A 16,228-nucleotide genomic window follows, 5' to 3' on the forward strand; every position below is an offset into this window, starting at 1 on the left:
GCCGGCATGCTGGCCGGCATGCCGTTCATACCGGTTGGACAGGACGTAAGCTAATCCACCGCCGCAACCGGGCTAGGCGACGGCTCCGGCTGCCGTCTCCGCACTCTTCCTGATTGCCAGCGAGATCGCGAACACCGCGGCTGCAGCCAGCAGGAAGAAGCTCTCGCCGATTGCTAGGCGATTGTTGGAATTCGATGCTATGGTGATGAAGAAGAAGAGGCTCAGGCTGTAGAGATAGAGCATGACGCTCACCGGAATGACTCCGGTCGTCTTCGCCCTATAGATACGTCGCGCGGAGACCACAACGAAGGTGCCGAGCATCAGGGCGCCGAGCGCGCCGTGTCGCACGAGGATCTCCAGATAGCCGTTGTGCAGCAGGCGATGGGCGACATCCGGATAGGGGCCCTGTAACCATTCGCGCTGCCAGAGATTGCCCCATCCGACCCATGGCGCCGACCAGACCACGTGCAAGGAATTGGCCCAAAGCTTCAATCGGTCCCGCATGGAAGCCGGGGTCTCGGGATCCTTGATGGTGGAGTCCATCGCCTCCAGAAGCCCGTCATGCGCGAGCATGCGCTCGGAAAGCCATCCAGTAGCCTCGACCGTCGGGCCGGCCACGACGAGCACCTGGTCCTTGGCCGCAAACGCGGCAGCGCCCGCAACAATGGCCGTCATCACCAGGATCACCAGCCGCGACCGCGATAGAGGGAACAGGAGGAACAGCACCATCAATGCTCCCACCGGCAGCAGCGCCAGCCACACCCCTTTTGACTGTGCACCCAGAATGCCGAGCAGGCTCAATACGACAGCCGCCCACCCTGTCGCCGGAATGACGAGGGCCTTCCATCCAAAGCAGCGGCCGCTTTCCCTGGCATGGAGCATCCAGCAGATGCTGGTGATCAGAAGCATTCCGCAGCCTATCGCGGCATGGATGGGGTTGTTGTGGAAGAGAGGGAAGACGCGCTCCCCCCGCGCAAAGGAGCCCCAGTCGATCGTCATCAGCAGGCCGGCAAGGCCGAGGGCAACCAGAAGGCTTGCTGTAGGGAAGATCCGACCCCGGGTCCGGTAGAGCGCCACACCGAGACCAGGGAAGAGGAGCGGGAACACGTATAGCCATTCGGATGTGCCGGATTCATCATATACGAGGACCCCAACGAGGAACCGTATCAGCGCATATGCGGCCCAGAGCCAGCACAGGAGGGCCAGCCAGTCAGCGGCGACAAGGCGAAGATCCCGACGGCACCGGATCAGCGTGAAACAGACGAGCGCAAGCGCGGCATAACGGTAGGCGTCCGTTTCCACGAGCATCGCCGAGGCCATGACGGCCCAGAGCAGCGTGAACAGCCACGGCTGGAACCTGTCGGCGGCGGGCACGATCAACACCGGTCAGGGCCTCCGAAGCGCGTAGAAAAGCCTGTCGAGATAATCCCGCGCCCGGATAAAATGGGTCGGGAAACGCTTCCACCAGACGAATTTCTTCGTCCGGTAGACGGCACGGCTGGCAATCGTGCTGGGAGGCCGTTTCGACCTTACGACGTCCTGCTCCACGGTAAAGACTTCGGTTCCGGTCGCCCAACCGCGTTCCAGGGCGATATCGTAGGGATATTCCATGACCCTCATGCGCCCGAGCAGCTTGACGGCGCCGGGACGCGTGACGAGATAGCACGCGGCGGAACCCATCGGACCATGAATGGCACGGCCAACATTGTCGCCGTATTCGCTCGACGCATAGCGCCTGAAGCCCACCATCCGGTGGTTGAAGAATTTGATCACGTCTGCCTGCGGCACCGCCGCGAGTGCCGCAGCGGCCCGCTTCGGCAAGTCCGCGACCAGGCGTATGTCATCTTCTATGATGATTGCCGATTGCAGGCCGCTGTCCACGAACGTGGACAAAGCCTTGATGTGGCTCCGGTAGCAGCCATACTCGCCCGGCAGCATCCAGCGCCCGGTGTTGCGCTTGAACAACGGCTCATCCCAATCGACGCGATCCTTCTCGTCTACCGTCGCGCCGTCGAGCGCCTCGACCCGCTGCAGTTCGATCCCCAGATCTGCCGCTTCCCGGCAGAGTTCGTCCCAACGATCGCGCGAACGATCCATGTTGATCGCGTATATTTTCATCGGGGCGTCATCGGCGCTGGTCATCGGAGCTCATCAAAAACTTTGTCGGATGCAGGCAATGTCGCCATTCCTGATTCACCCGACCATTCTCGGCTACGGTCAGGTATTGATCGATGGCGTTTCTGCCGGATCGGCCGCCGCCCGCAGGCGGGCCCGAAGCTTGTCGGCCTTTCGACGCTTGTCGTAGCGATTAAGCGACTGCGACCAACTCTTCAACGGTATCGCTGCATTTTCTCCATAACCATCGATCAATACGATCCGGGGCTCGTTGTCGAGACGGTCAGAGAGGACCAGATTGCGGAAACTGAGATCGCTGGCCACGATCGGACTTTGTTCAAGCCAGGTAAAAAAGTCATCCAGCAGCGAGAGCATTCTCCTGTCGAACCGGCGGGACGCTACGAGGTTCGCCAGAGTCGGTGCGATCTCTCCCCTGTAGGTCTCGCAGCGCACCACAAGTCCGGGCCCCATGTCCGTGCCGACCAGTCCGATCACCTCCTCCAGATGTGCGGACGCATGTCCCTCGACAGCGTACATGGCCACCTGCTCCTCGAAAACCCGCATGAAGTTCTTGAGATGGAAGAAACGACGGCGACGCCCGCGCAGAAAATCCCAGCGGGCCTTGTAGCGCTCCATCGCTTCGGGCCGCACGACTTTCACCAGAACCGATCTGTCTTGAGGATGCCTATACACAGCAGCGTTGTTGCCGGCGGCAACAGGCGCAGTGTCTTTCAGATGGATCATAAAGATGCTCCGCCGGACGTCTCGTGGGAGGACAGGTTCCGATTTTCGACGCCGCCACATGGGCGGAACAGAATGAGGACGAAACCTGTCGCTTGCCCTTCATGACGGTTTTACGACGAAATTCAAGGTCTCGCCGCGACCGGCCGACGGCGAGCCGGCAATCATGGGCCGTCGTCGTCCTGCTCCGGCTCCAGGAGGGCCACGAGTTCCGCCACGCGCGGGCCTGGGAGAGGCCTTCCTTCCTTCATCATCGCCTCGTCGCTGTTGATCCAGCCCCACGCTTCCGTCAGCTCCTGGACCGTCGCGCCGGTCGACGCAATTTCCGCGGCAAGCGTATCTCCTACCGGACCAAGCACCTGCCTGATCTCGCCTTTCGTGATCGTCATGGATAGCCTCCTGTTTTCGCGGGAAACATCGGGAAATATGGGTGCTGCCGCCCGGACGTCCACCACGGACCGGAATGACAATACGGGGTTTCGGGTGCGACGGCCCGACACAGGCTGAAACCTCCTCCGGCACAATGTCCTGAAACAGGCCGGAAAAGAGCGATGCTGACCGATACACATCCTTGGCGCTAACGAAACCGGCACCGCAAAGGGACGAACCGCACACCTCCCCCCTACCGATCCGGACGGAGGGCGCTAGCTGTTCTTTCGCGGGATGATTGGGGACCGACCGATGTCGGCGGTTCGGCGTCGACCGCATTTTCGTCGAACTAGCTGACGAAGGATCACTCCTGATTCCGCGCGCGGTACTTTGTCCGGAGCAAACGTCGCGGGATCGATCGAGGCTGCGGCATCTTTCTGGCCGGAGCCAATTCTCGTCGGGCACCTTCGAGGATGTGAAGTGGAGCAGGCAACATGACAGTCATCCGCATAGCGGTCATCGATACCCATCCGCTGTTTCGGGAGGGCGTAATCCGCAGTCTGGGGGATTGGCCCGGGTTCCACGTCGTCGCAGCGGGAGGATCGGGCAAAGAGGCGATCGCGATCGCAGAAGAGATTCGTCCGGATGTGATGCTGATCGACATCGCGATGCCGGAGAACAGTTCGGTGGTCGTCCCGAGCGTGCTGGCCCGGCTGCCGAGAACCAAGATCATCATGATGGCCGCAGCCGAGGCGAACGAGGACATCGCGGAGGCTCTCCGGCACGGTGCCACGGGATATGTGCCGAAAGCCATCAGTTCGGAGGAACTGGTCGAAGTGCTCAGGACCGTAGCTGCGGGGGAGCATCCCGTCCGGCCCGAACTTCCGGCGACCGCGCCGGCGGCGGCTGCAGCGGGGCAGATGCGCAGGAGCCCGCTGGAGCGGTTGACCCCGCGCGAATTCGAAGTCCTCAGCCTCGTCGCCTCCGGCCTCAGCAACAAGCGCATCGCCAACGCGCTCGATCTGCATGAGAAGACGGTGAAGCATCACATGACGCGCATCTTCGCCAAGCTGAAGGTAACCAACCGCACGGAAGCCGCGCTTGCCGCACGCGAGGCCATGGTGACGTCGTCCGTCCCGGCGGAGGAGCCGGGCACGAACGCGATCTGATCCATTGCGCCGCGGGCTGAGAGCCGTTGCCTCTGAGAGGAGCAAGCCTTTCAGGCGGCATCCGGGCCGTTGCGCCGATCGTTAGCCGCCCGAGCCGGGAACGGACATCAGCTCCGCCAGACGTGCCGCGGCTTCGGAAAGCCGCCTCCGCTCGTCGGCAGTCAGCCGCCCAAGATTGTCGAGGAAGAGTTCGGCGACGGGCTCCGGAGCACGCAATACCAGCGCCGCCCCCTCCTCCGTCAACCGGGTATGCACGATCCTGCGATCGATCGCGGACCGATATCGCTCGATCAGTCCGCGCTCCTCCAAGTTGTCCAGGATCGTCACGGTGGTTGCCGGACTGATGTCTGCATAGACCGAGAGGGTGGCGGACGTGACCTGGCCGAGTTCCACGATGCCTTTCATCAGGACGAGCTGGGCCGACGTCAGGCCGCATTTCTTGGCCAAGGCGCGTGACTGCAGGTCATGCGCACGCACGATTCTGCGTACAGCCTTCTCGATCATCCGCACCTCCGACGTCTGCAACCTTTGCTCACCAACCTCGTTTGCGAAAGTGCCCACTGCCTTGACCCAATCCATTTGAACTCTAACTATTAGATGTAGAACAAAATCAGCGCAATCAAGTGAGAAGAAGGGATCGATAGAAACCGTGTGTGGTATCTGTGGTGAAGTACGTTTCGATGGAGCACAACCCTCTCCCCTGGCTCAAGCCAGGATGATGGAGGCGATAGCGCCGAGAGGACCTGACGGCTCGGGCCTCGTCATCCATGGGAATGCGGCCCTAGGGCACCGGCGGCTGTCGATCATCGATCTTTCGGAGAAAGCGCGTCAGCCGATGGTCGACGCGGAACTCGGCCTCACCATTGCCTTCAATGGCTGCATCTACAATTATCCGGAACTTCGGGCGGAACTGGAGGGCAAGGGCTACCGGTTCTTCTCGCACGGCGATACCGAAGTCATCCTCAAGGCATGGCATGCCTGGGGAACAGACTGCGTCACGCGCTTCCACGGAATGTTCGCCTTCGTCATTCACGAGCGCGACAGCGGCCGCGTCGTGATGGCGCGGGATCGCTTCGGGATCAAGCCTCTCTACCTGGCCAAGGTAGGCAATGCGATCCGGTTCGCCTCCTTCCTTCCGGCTCTTCTGAAGAGCGGCGATGTCGACACCTCGATCAACAGGATCGCGCTTCATCACTACATGACCTTTCATGCGGTGGTGCCGCCGCCGCACACGATCGTCAACGGTGTGACGAAGCTGCCGCCGGCCACCATTCGCGTCATCGAACCCGATGGGCGGGAGACGGACAGGCTCTACTGGAACCCCTCCTACCGGAGGGATCCCGCGATGGGAAACCTATCCTCCACGGAGTGGCGGGATCTCGTACTGGATGCTCTTCGGACGGCCGTCCGGCGCCGCATGGTTGCCGACGTGCCCGTCGGCGTCCTTCTTTCCGGTGGCGTGGATTCCAGCCTGATCGTCGGCCTCCTTGCGGAGATGGGGCAGAAGGACCTGATGACATTCTCGGTCGGCTTCGAATCGGCGAATGGCGAGACGGGCGACGAATTCGTATACTCCGACATCGTCGCCAAGCGCTTCGGCACGGACCATCACCAGATCTTCGTCCCGTCGGAGCGACTGCTCGAAACCCTGCCGGGCGTTTTCGCCGCGATGTCCGAGCCGATGGTCTCCTACGACAATGCCGGCTTCTACCTGCTTGCCCAGGAGGTGTCCAAGCACATCCGGGTGGTCCAGTCGGGCCAGGGTGCCGACGAGGTGTTCGGGGGCTATCACTGGTATCCGCCGCTTGCTCGGTCCAACGACGTCACCCGCGACTACGCGAAAGTCTTCTTCGACCGGTCCCATGGGACGCTGTCGAAGCAACTGAACCCGGAATGGCTGACGGGCAGCGATGTCAGCCTGGAGTTCGTGGACCGGCATCTGCAGGCACCCGGCGCCGAGACGCCGGTGGACGCGGCGCTCCGGCTGGACAGCCAGGTCATGCTCGTGGACGATCCGGTCAAGCGCGTCGACAACATGACCATGGCCTGGGGCCTGGAGGCTCGCGTGCCGTTCCTGGACCACGAGCTGGTGGAACTGGCCGCAAAGATTCCGCCGGAGGAGAAGCTGCGCGACGGCGGCAAGGGTGTCCTGAAGGATGCGGCCCGGCTCGTCGTTCCCGCGGAGGTGATCGACCGCAAGAAGGGCTATTTCCCCGTTCCCCAGTTGAAATACGTGGACGGGCCCTACCTCGACATGGTGCGCGACGCCCTCACCTCGCAAGCGGCCAGGGAGCGCGGCATCTTCCGGCAGGAATACCTCGCGCAACTGTTCCAGAACCCTTCGGACCACATCACGCCCCTCAGGGGATCGGAATTGTGGCAGGTCGGGCTTCTTGAAATCTGGCTGCAGACGCAGGGGGTATGACGATGGCGAAGACGACGACGGACGAAAAGACGAGCCGTTTCCGCGCAGCCAAGGCCGTGGCCCACCGCCTGAAGCGCCAGCGGGCAGACTATTCCAGGGGATTGCCTCAGACCGATGGAGCGGACCCCGCCGAGGAAGGCGCGCAGGTGGATTGCGGATGGGGGCGCCTCCTCTTCGCCCAGACGTTCAAGGACCCGGCACAGCTCGTTTCGGCCCTTCGCGAGGAGGCCCCCGACCGGCGGGATATCGCGGTCTACGTGGCCGACCCGCATGTCGTCCTGGCGGCGGCGCCGCAGGAACTGTTCCTGGACCCGTCCCACACCTATAGGCTCGATCTGGCGACCTACCGCAGCGGGCGCCGGCAGCCGCGGGGCTTCTTCGTGCGCCGCCTTTCTTCCGAAGTGGATGCCGATGCCGTCAATCGCATCTATGCCTCCAGAGGAATGGTGCCGGTGCGCCCGGACTTCTTCTGGTCCAACCGGGACAATCGATCCATCACCTACCTCGTGGCGGAAGACGACACGACAGGCGAAGTCATCGGAACCGTCACCGGCGTCGACCATCGCCGTGCCTTCAACGATACCGAGCGGGGATCATCCCTGTGGTGTCTGGCCGTCGATCCGCAGGCCCGCCATGCGGGGATCGGCGAGGCCCTGGTGAGGCGGCTTGGCGAGCATTTCAAGGCGAGAGGGGCGGCCTTCATGGACCTGTCGGTCCTGCACGACAACGAGCAGGCGATAGGGCTCTACGAGAAGCTCCACTTCCGGCGCATCACCGCCTTTGCGGTGAAGCGGAAGAACTCGATCAACGAGCGGCTCTATGCCAACCCTCTGGAGGAATACGATGTCCTCAACCCCTATGCACGGCTGATCGTCGATGAGGCGCGCCGGCGCGGGATCCACGTGGACATCACCGATGCGGAGGGCGGCTTCTTCCGCCTGACCCAGGGAGGCCGTTCCGTCCACTGCCGCGAAAGCCTGTCGGAGCTCACGTCCGGTGTCGCCATGTCCATCTGCGACGACAAGGCGGTGACGCGACGCGTCGTCGAGCGCGCAGGGCTCGTCGTTCCGGAGCAGATGACAGCCACGGACGACGAGACGCTGCTCCCGGCTTTCCTCGAGAAGCATGGTCGCGTGGTAGTCAAGCCTGCGCGCGGCGAGCAGGGCCGTGCCGTGGCGGTCGGGATCGATGAGCTTGGCGCCGCGAAGCGGGCGATTGCGGAAGCACGGGAGGTCTGCGACCGGGTCCTGGTCGAGGCCTGTTTCGAGGGAGAAGACCTTCGCCTCGTCGTCATCGACTTCAAGCTCGTCGCGGCGGCCGTTCGCCGCCCACCCCATGTGATCGGCGACGGGAAGCGGACGGTGCGCGATCTTATCCAGGCCCTGTCGCGGCGGCGCGCCGCTGCCACCGGCGGTGAAAGCACGATACCCATCGATGCCGAGACCGAGCGCTGCCTGAAGCTCGACGGCCTGACGCTGGACAGCGTTCTGGAGAACGGCCGGGAGGTCATGGTGAGGAAGGCGGCCAATCTCCACACCGGCGGCTCCATTCACGATGTTACGGGGATCGTTCATCCGAAGCTGGTCGAAGCCGCGATCACGGCTGCACGTGCGATCAACATACCGGTGGTCGGGATCGACTTCATGGTCCGCAGCGCCACCGAGCCGGACTATGTCTTCATAGAAGCGAACGAGCGACCGGGGTTGGCCAATCACGAGCCCCAACCGACGGCGGAACGGTTTCTCGACCTGCTGTTTCCCACTTCGGGCCATCGCGCGGCAAACCTCGCCCTCGGCAAGATGTAGACAATGACCATCCACATCGACGAAACCTACCTGACCCGCCAGTTGAAGACGCTGCTGTCGATCCCGAGCCCCACAGGCTATACGGACGAGATCGTCCACTATTGCTCCGGCGAGTTGGAGCGGCTGGGCCTGCAGCCGGAACTGACGCGGCGCGGCGCCATCCGCGCCATCCGCCAGGGAAGCCGGCGGCAGGGTGCCCGAGCCATGGTCTCGCACCTCGACACACTCGGGGCTCAGGTAAAGGCCGTGAACGAGAACGGGCGACTGGAACTGGTGCCGATCGGACATTGGTCGGCCCGGTTTGCCGAGGGCGCCAGAGTGACCATCTTCAGCGGCACAGGGAGTTTCCGCGGCACGATCCTGCCGCTCAAGGCATCCGGGCATACGTTCAACGAGGAGGTGGACACGCTGCCGGTCGGCTGGCCCCATGTGGAGCTTCGGATTGATGCCGTGACGGCGTCGCGCGCGGAGACGCTTTCGCTGGGCATCGACATCGGCGACATCGTGGCCGTCGATCCCAGTCCGGAATTCCTGGAGAACGGCTTCATCAACTCCCGCCACCTCGACGACAAGGCGGGAGTCGCGATCACGCTTGCAGCGATCGAAGCACTGGAGAGGGCGGGCGCCGTGACCCCCGTGGACACGCACTGGCTCTTCACTATCGCCGAGGAGGTCGGCGTCGGAGCTTCGTCGATCCTGACGCACGATGTGGCTTCGATGCTCACCATCGACAACGGCACGACCGCTCCGGGCCAGAACTCCTCCGAGTTCGGGGTGACCATCGCGATGGCTGACCAGTCGGGACCGTTCGACTATCATCTCACCAAGAAGCTCGTGGATCTCTGCCGATCGGAGGGCATTCCGTTCCAGAAGGACATCTTCCGCTACTATCGGTCGGATTCGGCCTCCGCCATCGAAGCGGGCCACGACGTGCGTACCGCGCTCGCCACGTTCGGCATAGACGCTTCGCACGGGTACGAGCGCATCCATGCAAGCGCATTGACAGCAGTCGCCCGCCTCGTCGCCACCTTCGCGATCAGCCGGGTCGAGATCACAAGGGATGCCCGCGAAATCTCCGGCGTCGAAGGCTTCACGCACCAGCCGACGGAGGAGGCGAGCAATCCGCCGCCAGCGGACCCGGCTTGATCGGACGAAGAGGTCCAGGGGAATTTCTGTGAAGGCGCCCGTGCAGCACAGGCTTCAAAGGTACCGACTGCTCTCGCCTACACCCTTTTTGGCCGCTCGAAGGCAACTGCATCCACGATGCGGGTGAAGAGGGAACTGCCGGCTAGTTCCTCGATCGGAAGGCGCAGTTTCAACTGCCAGTTCGGGTAGGCGTCGGATGTCCCAGGCACGTTCGTTGCCCGATCTTCGCCGGCCAGATCGGCAAGACGCACCGCCACCATCCGGCTCGGGGTGCGGGCAAGGAGCCGATGCAGGGCGATGAACACTTCTTCCGAGATGGCCACCGACGGTTCGGACAGACTTCCCACCGGATCATCGACCAGGCCGGCTTCCCGAACCGCCCGCATGAAGGCCGAACGCCGCTCCTGGCGCTCCTGCATCGAGACTGCCGCTCCCGCCCGGTCCGTCAGGGCGAACTCCTCCGCCAGAAGGATATCGTCACCCCTCCACCAGCCGATCAGCGGCGGAAGGTCATGGGTCGACAGGCAGGCGAGCGACATGCCGAGAACCCGCGAGACATCGAAGATCCCGTCTTCGATCGGCTCGAAATAGAAGACGCGGTAACCGAGTATGCCGGCTTCTTCCATAACCTCCCGGAACCCGGTGGGAACGTTGCCGAGGTCCTCGCCGATGACGATCGTCTTCCGCCGGTGGCTGACCTTCGCGAGCGTGCCGACCATCTCCTCGAACGGATAACGCAGATAACCTCCCACAGCTGGCGTCTCACCCTCGGGCAGCAGGAAGAGCTGCCACAGCCCCATCGCATGATCGATGCGAAGAGCGCCGGAATACCGCATCGACGCATCCAGGAGTTCGTCATAGGGCACCATGTCCTGCGCCTGCAGGGCCTTCGGGGACAAGGCGGTAAGGCTCCAATCCTGGCCGGACGTGCTGAACATGTCCGGCGGAGCACCAACCCTCAGGCCCGGCAGGACCAGGTCCGGCCGGCTCCAGGTAGAGGAGCCGTCGGGCGCCTCGCCGACAGCGAAGTCGAAATAGAGACCGATCCGCAGGCCGCTTGCGCGGGCGTGATCGGCGGCGTTAGCCAACTGCTTCGAGGCAACCCATTGCAGCCAGCAATGGAAGTCTACCTCGTCCCGGCGCTCCCACTCGAAGCACCTGACAGCCTCGCTATCCTGCGTTCGATACTCCTCCGGCCAATCCGGCCATCCGCCAGCGCGAGTTCGGCGAGCGGCAAGCTCTAGTGCGATTGCATCGAACAGGGCATGCTTGTGCAGTTCATCTCCGCGCGCGATGCAGAACTGCGCGAAATCCTCGTGCTCGTCCGTACGAGCGTCGCCTTCCCTGAAGCGTGACCAGATCTTCCGCAGCACCGAAAGCTTGAGGGTGGTCACTCCCTCATAGTCGATCGTTCCGGACATCCGAAGCCCAGCCAGGAGTTCCCGGTCGACCCACGCCTCGTCGAATCCCGGCAAATGGTCGACCGCGATATACAAGGGATTGAGAAACTTCCGATTGGAGGGGGAATAGGGGCTGCAGCGCGAGGGCTCGGCAAGGAAGAGCGCGTGGAGCGGGCTGAGGCCGACGAAATCCGCCCCTGCCGCTCCTGCCACCTCGCAAACCACCTTCAGGTCCGCGAAATCGCCGATGCCCCAGTTGCGCGAAGACCGCAGTTCGTAGAGCTGGAGCGATATGCCCCACACACGCTCCTCTTCGAGGAAGCGAGGAAGATAGCATCTGCTGTTCTCGCCAATTTCCATTTGCGGCGGAGACACTCCGGCGGATGACAGTTCATTCACGCCGAGAGCCTTCAACATGCGCCTGCGGGTTGACACCGGCACCTCGCGCACTTGGCCCTGCAGGTCCTCATAAGTGGCGGGAATTCCATGAAGAGCGGCGATCTCATCGAAATTTGACGTATCGGTCTCCGGCTTGCTGCTCATCGGTCCTCACCCTTCTGCATCCGATGAACTTGAACTGTCGGGAAATGTTCCGGCGCGCATCCGGCAGGGCAGGCCGGCATGGTTCGCCCGCAGATGGACCAGGGATGCCGATCCCGCCCATGCGCCAGGAACATTTAGCCGAGGTTCTGGTTGCGGGGCTACCGGCCTTACAGGGAGAATATGATGACGGAACAACTCGCGCTCGGTGATGACGACCTCGCCCCTGTAGATGAGGGGCATGATGGCATCAGGGCATTTGCGCCGCTCCTCGCCTATCGGAAGCTCTCCATCGTCAACGTGATATTCCATGGCGCGCCGGGGGGCAGCGGCTGGGTGCTGATCGACACCGGGCTGCCGACGTCGCACGACGCCATCCTCTCCTGCGCCGCCGCCCGTTTCGGCACCGATAGCCGGCCGACCGCCATCATCATGACTCACGCACATTTCGACCATGCGGGCTCGGTGGAATATCTTTCGAAGCACTGGGACGTCCCGGTCTACGCACACCCCCTGGAGTTTCCCTACCTCAATGGCCAAGCAGCTTATCCCCCGGCGGATCCGTGGGTGGGCGGTGGGGCGATGGCGCTGCTGTCGCCGCTGTTTCCACGCTCGCCCGTCGACGTCAGCTCGCGGCTGAAGAGCCTGCCGCCGGACCAGAGCGTGCCGTTCATGCCGGGCTGGAAGTGGCTTCACACACCGGGGCATACGCCGGGGCATGTGTCACTGTGGCAGGAAGAAGACCGCATCCTCATCGCTGGCGATGCAGTCGTTACCACGGCCCAGGAATCCGCCTATGCCGTCATGACCCAGAGGCCCGAAATGCACGGTCCCCCGCGCTATCTGACGCCGGATTGGGAGGCGGCGGAGCGATCCGTGAAGATGCTGGCGGAGCTGCGTCCCAACCTGATCATTTCAGGCCACGGCCGACCGGTTCGCGGTGAGCGTATGCAGGCTAAGCTAAGCGAGCTCGCAGATGCCTTCCGCGACACCGCGGTTCCCGAAGGCGGCCGTTACGACCATGATCCGGCGACGCCGGGGAACGCCGAAAACAATGCCTATCGATGAAGGAGTCTCCGATGCTGGAGGAAAAGATCGAGGAAGCCGTCCGAACCGAACTGAAGCGCCAGGCGGAGGAAAGGCCGCAGGAGCTTGACGTGACCGTGACGGCATCGGGGCTGGAAGCCCACGGACGGATCGACCTCACCGCCCTGGCAGCGGCCATCGCAGGCACGGTATCAGGAGGACCATGATGACCGATGAGACATCCGACAAGGACGGATCGGACCGGGAACGAACGGAACTTGCGGGCGCAGTCGGGGCGGGGAAGCCGCCCGGAACGGTGGGGAGGGGTGGCGCCGGCCTCGGCAACGCGTCCCGCGAAACCTCAACCGGAAAGACCGGAGGGAGCGATCGGCCCAAGCCGGATGATGCTCCGGCCTACTGATCGATAGCATGCGGAGACGTTTGGCCGGGGTCATCGGAGGTGGTTGCCTGGAAGGGCCGCGAGGCGAAGAAAACCACCGCAATAAGGATGACGACGAGGCCGATCAGCAGGTAACGCAAGTTCATGGTCCTCTCCTTCTTCAGCGGACCAACCAGCGCCGGTTGCGAAAGTTCCGTCTTTCCGCGCTGCGACATGCGCAACCGGCTAAGGAGCGATCTGCTGCTCCGACGCCCAGTGCCTTATCCGCTCAAGACCCGACCTCAGCAGTGATCCCGCGGAGGCTTCGGTCTCCGCCTCCACGTAACAGCGCATTTCCGGTGCATTGCCGGACGGCCTGAAGTGGATGATCCGGCCGTCGCGCAAGGTTATCCGCAGCCCATCGATATCGGACATCGCTTCGGGACGCCCTATGGGTACAAGGAACTCCGCTACATTTGCCGGGTCCGCCCGCAAATACGCCATCAGCGCCGAACTCGTCTCCGTCGCGAAGTTCTCGAGGCGGTCGGCGGCGGCGACGGGAAGAGCGAAGGAAGAGGCTATCTCGGAAAGCCGTTGCCGGCGTTCCGCACGAAGCGCCAGGACGGCCAATATGGGAAGGAAGCAGTCCCGCGTCGGCAGCGGGCGAAGAACCTGACCCTCCGCACGGAATTCCGACGCAGTCAGAACGCCTCCGTTGGCCTCGAACCCCATTACCCCCTCTTCGCCGCGCGCGACGGCATCCTGCATGCCGGCGATAACATAGGGAGAGCCGACCTTCGTCCTGACAACCTGAAACGAGCCTGCCTTCTCGATCCCGGAATTCGAGGTTACCGGCGTGACGACAACGCCTGCACGGAGAAACCTCGCCGCGATCAGCCCCAGCAGATCCCCTCTCAACGGGTTTCCCGTCTCGTCCGCGACCAAGGGCCGGTCGCCGTCGCCATCGGCCGAGACCAGTGCGTCGAGGCGGTGCTCGGCCGCCCAGCCCTGCAACAGCGCGATAGCGTCGGGAGAAACGGCCTCCGTATCCACAGGAATGAAGGTGTCGGACCGACCGAGCGGCAGGACGTCCGCTCCATAGAACTGCAGGACATCGACCAAGAGGTCGCGGGCCACCGTGCTGTGCTGGTACACGCCTATCCGCAGCCCTTTCAGGGCATCCTTCGGCAGAAGGGAGGAATTGCGTGCCAGAAACTGGTCGCGGCATTCCTGCGAGCGATCAGGAAAGCCGCTGGCAGGAAGGGGCGCGGGCGCAGATCCGACATCCGCGGCTCCGGCCAGAGCGCCGATCGCCTGCTCGTCCTCCTTGTCGATCTCGCCATCAGGACGATAGAACTTGATGCCATTGCGGTCGGCGGGGATATGGGAGCCGGTCACCATCAGGGATGCCGCGCCTTGCCGAAGGCCGTAAAGCGCAAGCGCCGGCGTGGGGACGGTGCCACAATCCTGTACCTGAAATCCCAAGGCAGCGAGTGCCGCCGCGCAGTTTTCGGCGATCCGCGGACTGGAATCGCGGAAATCACGCCCGAGAAGGATGGTTGCACCCTCCGAAGCTCGACCGCTCTCCAGCAGGTAGCGTCCGAATGCCCCGGCATAGGTCGCCGACGCTGGTCCCATCAGGTCCACCGACAGGCCCCGCAAACCGCTCGTTCCGAATTTCATACGCCGCCTCCAGCCGCCTCTCACACACTTGACGCCATGTGTATTCGTCCCGCCGGAGCCCGGCAAGCTGCCGCCGCTTGCGGCGTCGGACTATCTGCCGCCCGTGACGATTTTTCAATTGCGCCGCAGCATCGTCCTCGGCATGTTCGGCTCCATCGGTATCAGGAGTGAAAGTGCAGACATGACAGCGGATGCAATCGTCCTCGGCGCAGGCATTATCGGGGTTTCCACGGCGCTACAACTCGCACGCCGCGGCAAGTCGGTTGTTCTCGTGGACCGGCGGGGGCCGGGCGAGGAAACCTCCTACGGAAACGCCGGCCTTATTCAGCGAGAGGGCGTGGTTCCCTACGGATTTCCGCAACAGTTCGGGCTCATTCTCCGCTACGCGCTCAACAATCGGATCGACGCGCACTACCACTGGCGCGCCATCCCCTCCGTCACCTCCTTCCTCGCGAAGTACTGGTGGCATTCCAACCTGACGCGGCACCAGTTGATCGCACGCGCCTATGCACCGCTGATCGAGCATTCGATCTCCACCCACAACGAACTGATCGAGGAAGCCGGAGCACAGGACTTGATCGCCAAGGAGGGCTGGACGGAACTGTTCAGAACCTCGGCCAAGCGGGACGGCGAGTTGAAGGAGGCGGCGCGGTTGCGCCAGGAATACGGCGTCACCTTCCAGGAGCTGACGCCTGCCGACATCGCGCAGCAGGAGCCGAACATCAGCGGCGATTTCGTCGGCGGCCTGAAATGGGCCGATCCGTGGTCGGTCCGGGATCCCCATGCGCTGACCATGGCCTATGTCCGGCTGTTCGAAAAGCTCGGCGGCCGTGTCCTCAAGGGTGATGCGAAGAGCCTGTCGCAGACCTCCACCGGATGGCGGGTGGTTGCCGGCGACGGCACGGTCGAGGCGAAGGATGTCGTGGTGGCGCTCGGACCGTGGTCGGACACGGTGACGAAGCCGCTCGGCTACCGCTTCCTCGTCGGCGTCAAGCGTGGCTATCACATGCACTACGCGCCGAAGGGCAATGCGAAGCTGAACGGCTGGACGATGGACGCCGAGCGCGGCTATTTCCTCGCCCCGATGAACCAGGGTATCCGCCTGACGACGGGTGCCGAATTCGCCCTGCGCGACGCCCCTAAGACGCCGGTGCAACTGGACCGGGCCGAGGCCGTGGCACGCTCGATCTTCCCGCTCGGCGGCCGGCTGGATGCGGAACCCTGGATGGGCGCCCGCCCCTGCACGCCGGACATGATGCCGGTGATCGGTGAGGCGCCGCGCCACAAGGGCTTGTGGTTCGCCTTCGGACATGCGCATCACGGCCTGACGCTCGGGCCCGTCACCGGTCAGGTCATCGCCGAAGCCATCACCGGCGAGAAGACGCTGATCGACATTTCCGCCTACCGGCCGGAGCGTTTCGGCGCCTAGC

The 16,228-nt window shown here is 63.5% G+C and carries 16 protein-coding genes; 8 read left to right on the forward strand and 8 right to left on the reverse strand.

Annotated features, from left to right (window positions below; all coding sequences use genetic code 11):
* Positions 1-72: 72 nt before the first annotated feature.
* From RTCK_RS19890 to RTCK_RS19905, 4 genes are all read right to left on the reverse strand, one after another.
* On the reverse strand, positions 73-1,383 hold the full coding sequence (locus RTCK_RS19890; protein ID WP_142594145.1) for an O-antigen ligase family protein: 1,311 nt from the start codon (positions 1,381-1,383) through the stop codon (positions 73-75).
* Positions 1,384-1,386: 3 nt separating this feature from the next.
* A complete protein-coding gene (locus RTCK_RS19895) occupies positions 1,387-2,142 on the reverse strand; it encodes a glycosyltransferase family 25 protein (RefSeq protein ID WP_235988772.1) in 756 nt (251 codons plus the stop codon).
* 75 nt (positions 2,143-2,217) lie between these two features.
* Entirely contained in the window at positions 2,218-2,859 is a 642-nt protein-coding gene (locus RTCK_RS19900; RefSeq protein WP_185928074.1) for a YrbL family protein, read from the reverse strand.
* A gap of 161 nt (positions 2,860-3,020) precedes the next feature.
* Positions 3,021-3,245 (reverse strand): hypothetical protein, encoded by a 225-nt coding sequence (locus RTCK_RS19905; RefSeq protein WP_142521727.1) that lies wholly within the window; start codon positions 3,243-3,245, stop codon positions 3,021-3,023.
* 474 nt (positions 3,246-3,719) lie between these two features.
* Between RTCK_RS19905 and RTCK_RS19910 the strand changes: the two genes are divergently transcribed.
* Positions 3,720-4,394 carry a LuxR C-terminal-related transcriptional regulator gene (locus tag RTCK_RS19910; protein WP_142521728.1) on the forward strand — a complete coding sequence of 225 codons (675 nt, stop codon included), beginning with the start codon at positions 3,720-3,722 and terminating at the stop codon, positions 4,392-4,394.
* 81 nt (positions 4,395-4,475) lie between these two features.
* On the opposite strand, the gene RTCK_RS19915 is transcribed toward RTCK_RS19910, so the two are convergent.
* Entirely contained in the window at positions 4,476-4,898 is a 423-nt protein-coding gene (locus RTCK_RS19915) for a MarR family winged helix-turn-helix transcriptional regulator (protein ID WP_235988773.1), read from the reverse strand.
* Positions 4,899-5,043: 145 nt separating this feature from the next.
* Here RTCK_RS19915 and RTCK_RS19920 point away from each other — a divergent pair, with 145 nt between their 5' ends.
* The 3 genes from RTCK_RS19920 to RTCK_RS19930 are packed head-to-tail and all read left to right on the forward strand — an operon-like array spanning position 5,044 to position 9,770.
* On the forward strand, positions 5,044-6,819 hold the full coding sequence (locus RTCK_RS19920) for an N-acetylglutaminylglutamine amidotransferase (RefSeq protein ID WP_142594147.1): 1,776 nt from the start codon (positions 5,044-5,046) through the stop codon (positions 6,817-6,819).
* Between the two features lie 2 nt (positions 6,820-6,821).
* The gene (ngg, locus tag RTCK_RS19925) at positions 6,822-8,624 is read left to right on the forward strand and encodes an N-acetylglutaminylglutamine synthetase (protein WP_142594148.1); all 1,803 of its coding nucleotides are present in this window, start codon (positions 6,822-6,824) and stop codon (positions 8,622-8,624) included.
* 3 nt (positions 8,625-8,627) lie between these two features.
* Positions 8,628-9,770, forward strand: a complete 1,143-nt coding sequence (locus RTCK_RS19930; RefSeq protein WP_142594149.1) for an osmoprotectant NAGGN system M42 family peptidase — start codon at positions 8,628-8,630, stop codon at positions 9,768-9,770.
* Positions 9,771-9,847: 77 nt separating this feature from the next.
* Here RTCK_RS19930 and malQ read toward each other — a convergent pair whose 3' ends face one another.
* Positions 9,848-11,713, reverse strand: coding sequence for a 4-alpha-glucanotransferase (malQ, locus tag RTCK_RS19935; protein WP_142594150.1), 1,866 nt, complete (start codon positions 11,711-11,713; stop codon positions 9,848-9,850).
* A 183-nt stretch (positions 11,714-11,896) separates the two neighbouring features.
* Between malQ and RTCK_RS19940 the strand changes: the two genes are divergently transcribed.
* From RTCK_RS19940 to RTCK_RS19950, 3 genes are read left to right on the forward strand one after another with little or no spacing between them, the layout of a single operon-like run.
* Positions 11,897-12,778, forward strand: a complete 882-nt coding sequence (locus RTCK_RS19940) for an MBL fold metallo-hydrolase (RefSeq protein ID WP_142594151.1) — start codon at positions 11,897-11,899, stop codon at positions 12,776-12,778.
* A gap of 11 nt (positions 12,779-12,789) precedes the next feature.
* Positions 12,790-12,963 carry a hypothetical protein gene (locus tag RTCK_RS19945; RefSeq protein WP_185928076.1) on the forward strand — a complete coding sequence of 58 codons (174 nt, stop codon included), beginning with the start codon at positions 12,790-12,792 and terminating at the stop codon, positions 12,961-12,963.
* The gene (locus RTCK_RS19950) at positions 12,963-13,157 is read left to right on the forward strand and encodes a hypothetical protein (protein WP_142594152.1); all 195 of its coding nucleotides are present in this window, start codon (positions 12,963-12,965) and stop codon (positions 13,155-13,157) included. Before RTCK_RS19945 ends, RTCK_RS19950 begins: the two co-directional genes overlap by 1 nt.
* On the opposite strand, the gene RTCK_RS21075 is transcribed toward RTCK_RS19950, so the two are convergent.
* Complete coding sequence (locus RTCK_RS21075; protein WP_268963154.1) at positions 13,151-13,282, reverse strand: hypothetical protein; 132 nt, start codon at positions 13,280-13,282, stop codon at positions 13,151-13,153. The two genes, RTCK_RS19950 and RTCK_RS21075, sit on opposite strands and share 7 nt — an antisense overlap.
* A 79-nt stretch (positions 13,283-13,361) precedes the next feature.
* A complete protein-coding gene (locus RTCK_RS19955) occupies positions 13,362-14,798 on the reverse strand; it encodes a phosphomannomutase (protein ID WP_142594153.1) in 1,437 nt (478 codons plus the stop codon).
* 181 nt (positions 14,799-14,979) lie between these two features.
* On the opposite strand from RTCK_RS19955, the gene RTCK_RS19960 reads away from it, so the two are divergent.
* Positions 14,980-16,227, forward strand: coding sequence for an NAD(P)/FAD-dependent oxidoreductase (locus RTCK_RS19960; protein WP_142594154.1), 1,248 nt, complete (start codon positions 14,980-14,982; stop codon positions 16,225-16,227).
* The last annotated feature ends 1 nt before the right edge of the window (position 16,228 follow it).

Origin of the sequence: Pseudorhizobium endolithicum, from assembly GCF_902153245.2 — a bacterium.
GTDB classification, from domain to species: Bacteria; Pseudomonadota; Alphaproteobacteria; order Rhizobiales; family Rhizobiaceae; genus Neorhizobium; species Neorhizobium endolithicum.

Excerpts from the sequence above, each read along its gene's own strand:
- RTCK_RS19895 (WP_235988772.1), bottom strand. The coding sequence starts at position 2,142 with ATGACCAGCGCCGATGACGCCCCGATGAAAATATACGCGATCAACATG.
- RTCK_RS19900 (WP_185928074.1), bottom strand. The coding sequence starts at position 2,859 with ATGATCCATCTGAAAGACACTGCGCCTGTTGCCGCCGGCAACAACGCT.
- RTCK_RS19905 (WP_142521727.1), bottom strand. The coding sequence starts at position 3,245 with ATGACGATCACGAAAGGCGAGATCAGGCAGGTGCTTGGTCCGGTAGGA.
- RTCK_RS19910 (WP_142521728.1), top strand. The coding sequence starts at position 3,720 with ATGACAGTCATCCGCATAGCGGTCATCGATACCCATCCGCTGTTTCGG.
- RTCK_RS19915 (WP_235988773.1), bottom strand. The coding sequence starts at position 4,898 with ATGATCGAGAAGGCTGTACGCAGAATCGTGCGTGCGCATGACCTGCAG.
- ngg (WP_142594148.1), top strand. The coding sequence starts at position 6,822 with ATGGCGAAGACGACGACGGACGAAAAGACGAGCCGTTTCCGCGCAGCC.
- RTCK_RS19930 (WP_142594149.1), top strand. The coding sequence starts at position 8,628 with ATGACCATCCACATCGACGAAACCTACCTGACCCGCCAGTTGAAGACG.
- malQ (WP_142594150.1), bottom strand. The coding sequence starts at position 11,713 with ATGAGCAGCAAGCCGGAGACCGATACGTCAAATTTCGATGAGATCGCC.
- RTCK_RS19940 (WP_142594151.1), top strand. The coding sequence starts at position 11,897 with ATGACGGAACAACTCGCGCTCGGTGATGACGACCTCGCCCCTGTAGAT.
- RTCK_RS19945 (WP_185928076.1), top strand. The coding sequence starts at position 12,790 with ATGCTGGAGGAAAAGATCGAGGAAGCCGTCCGAACCGAACTGAAGCGC.
- RTCK_RS19950 (WP_142594152.1), top strand. The coding sequence starts at position 12,963 with ATGACCGATGAGACATCCGACAAGGACGGATCGGACCGGGAACGAACG.
- RTCK_RS21075 (WP_268963154.1), bottom strand. The coding sequence starts at position 13,282 with ATGAACTTGCGTTACCTGCTGATCGGCCTCGTCGTCATCCTTATTGCG.
- RTCK_RS19955 (WP_142594153.1), bottom strand. The coding sequence starts at position 14,798 with ATGAAATTCGGAACGAGCGGTTTGCGGGGCCTGTCGGTGGACCTGATG.
- RTCK_RS19960 (WP_142594154.1), top strand. The coding sequence starts at position 14,980 with ATGACAGCGGATGCAATCGTCCTCGGCGCAGGCATTATCGGGGTTTCC.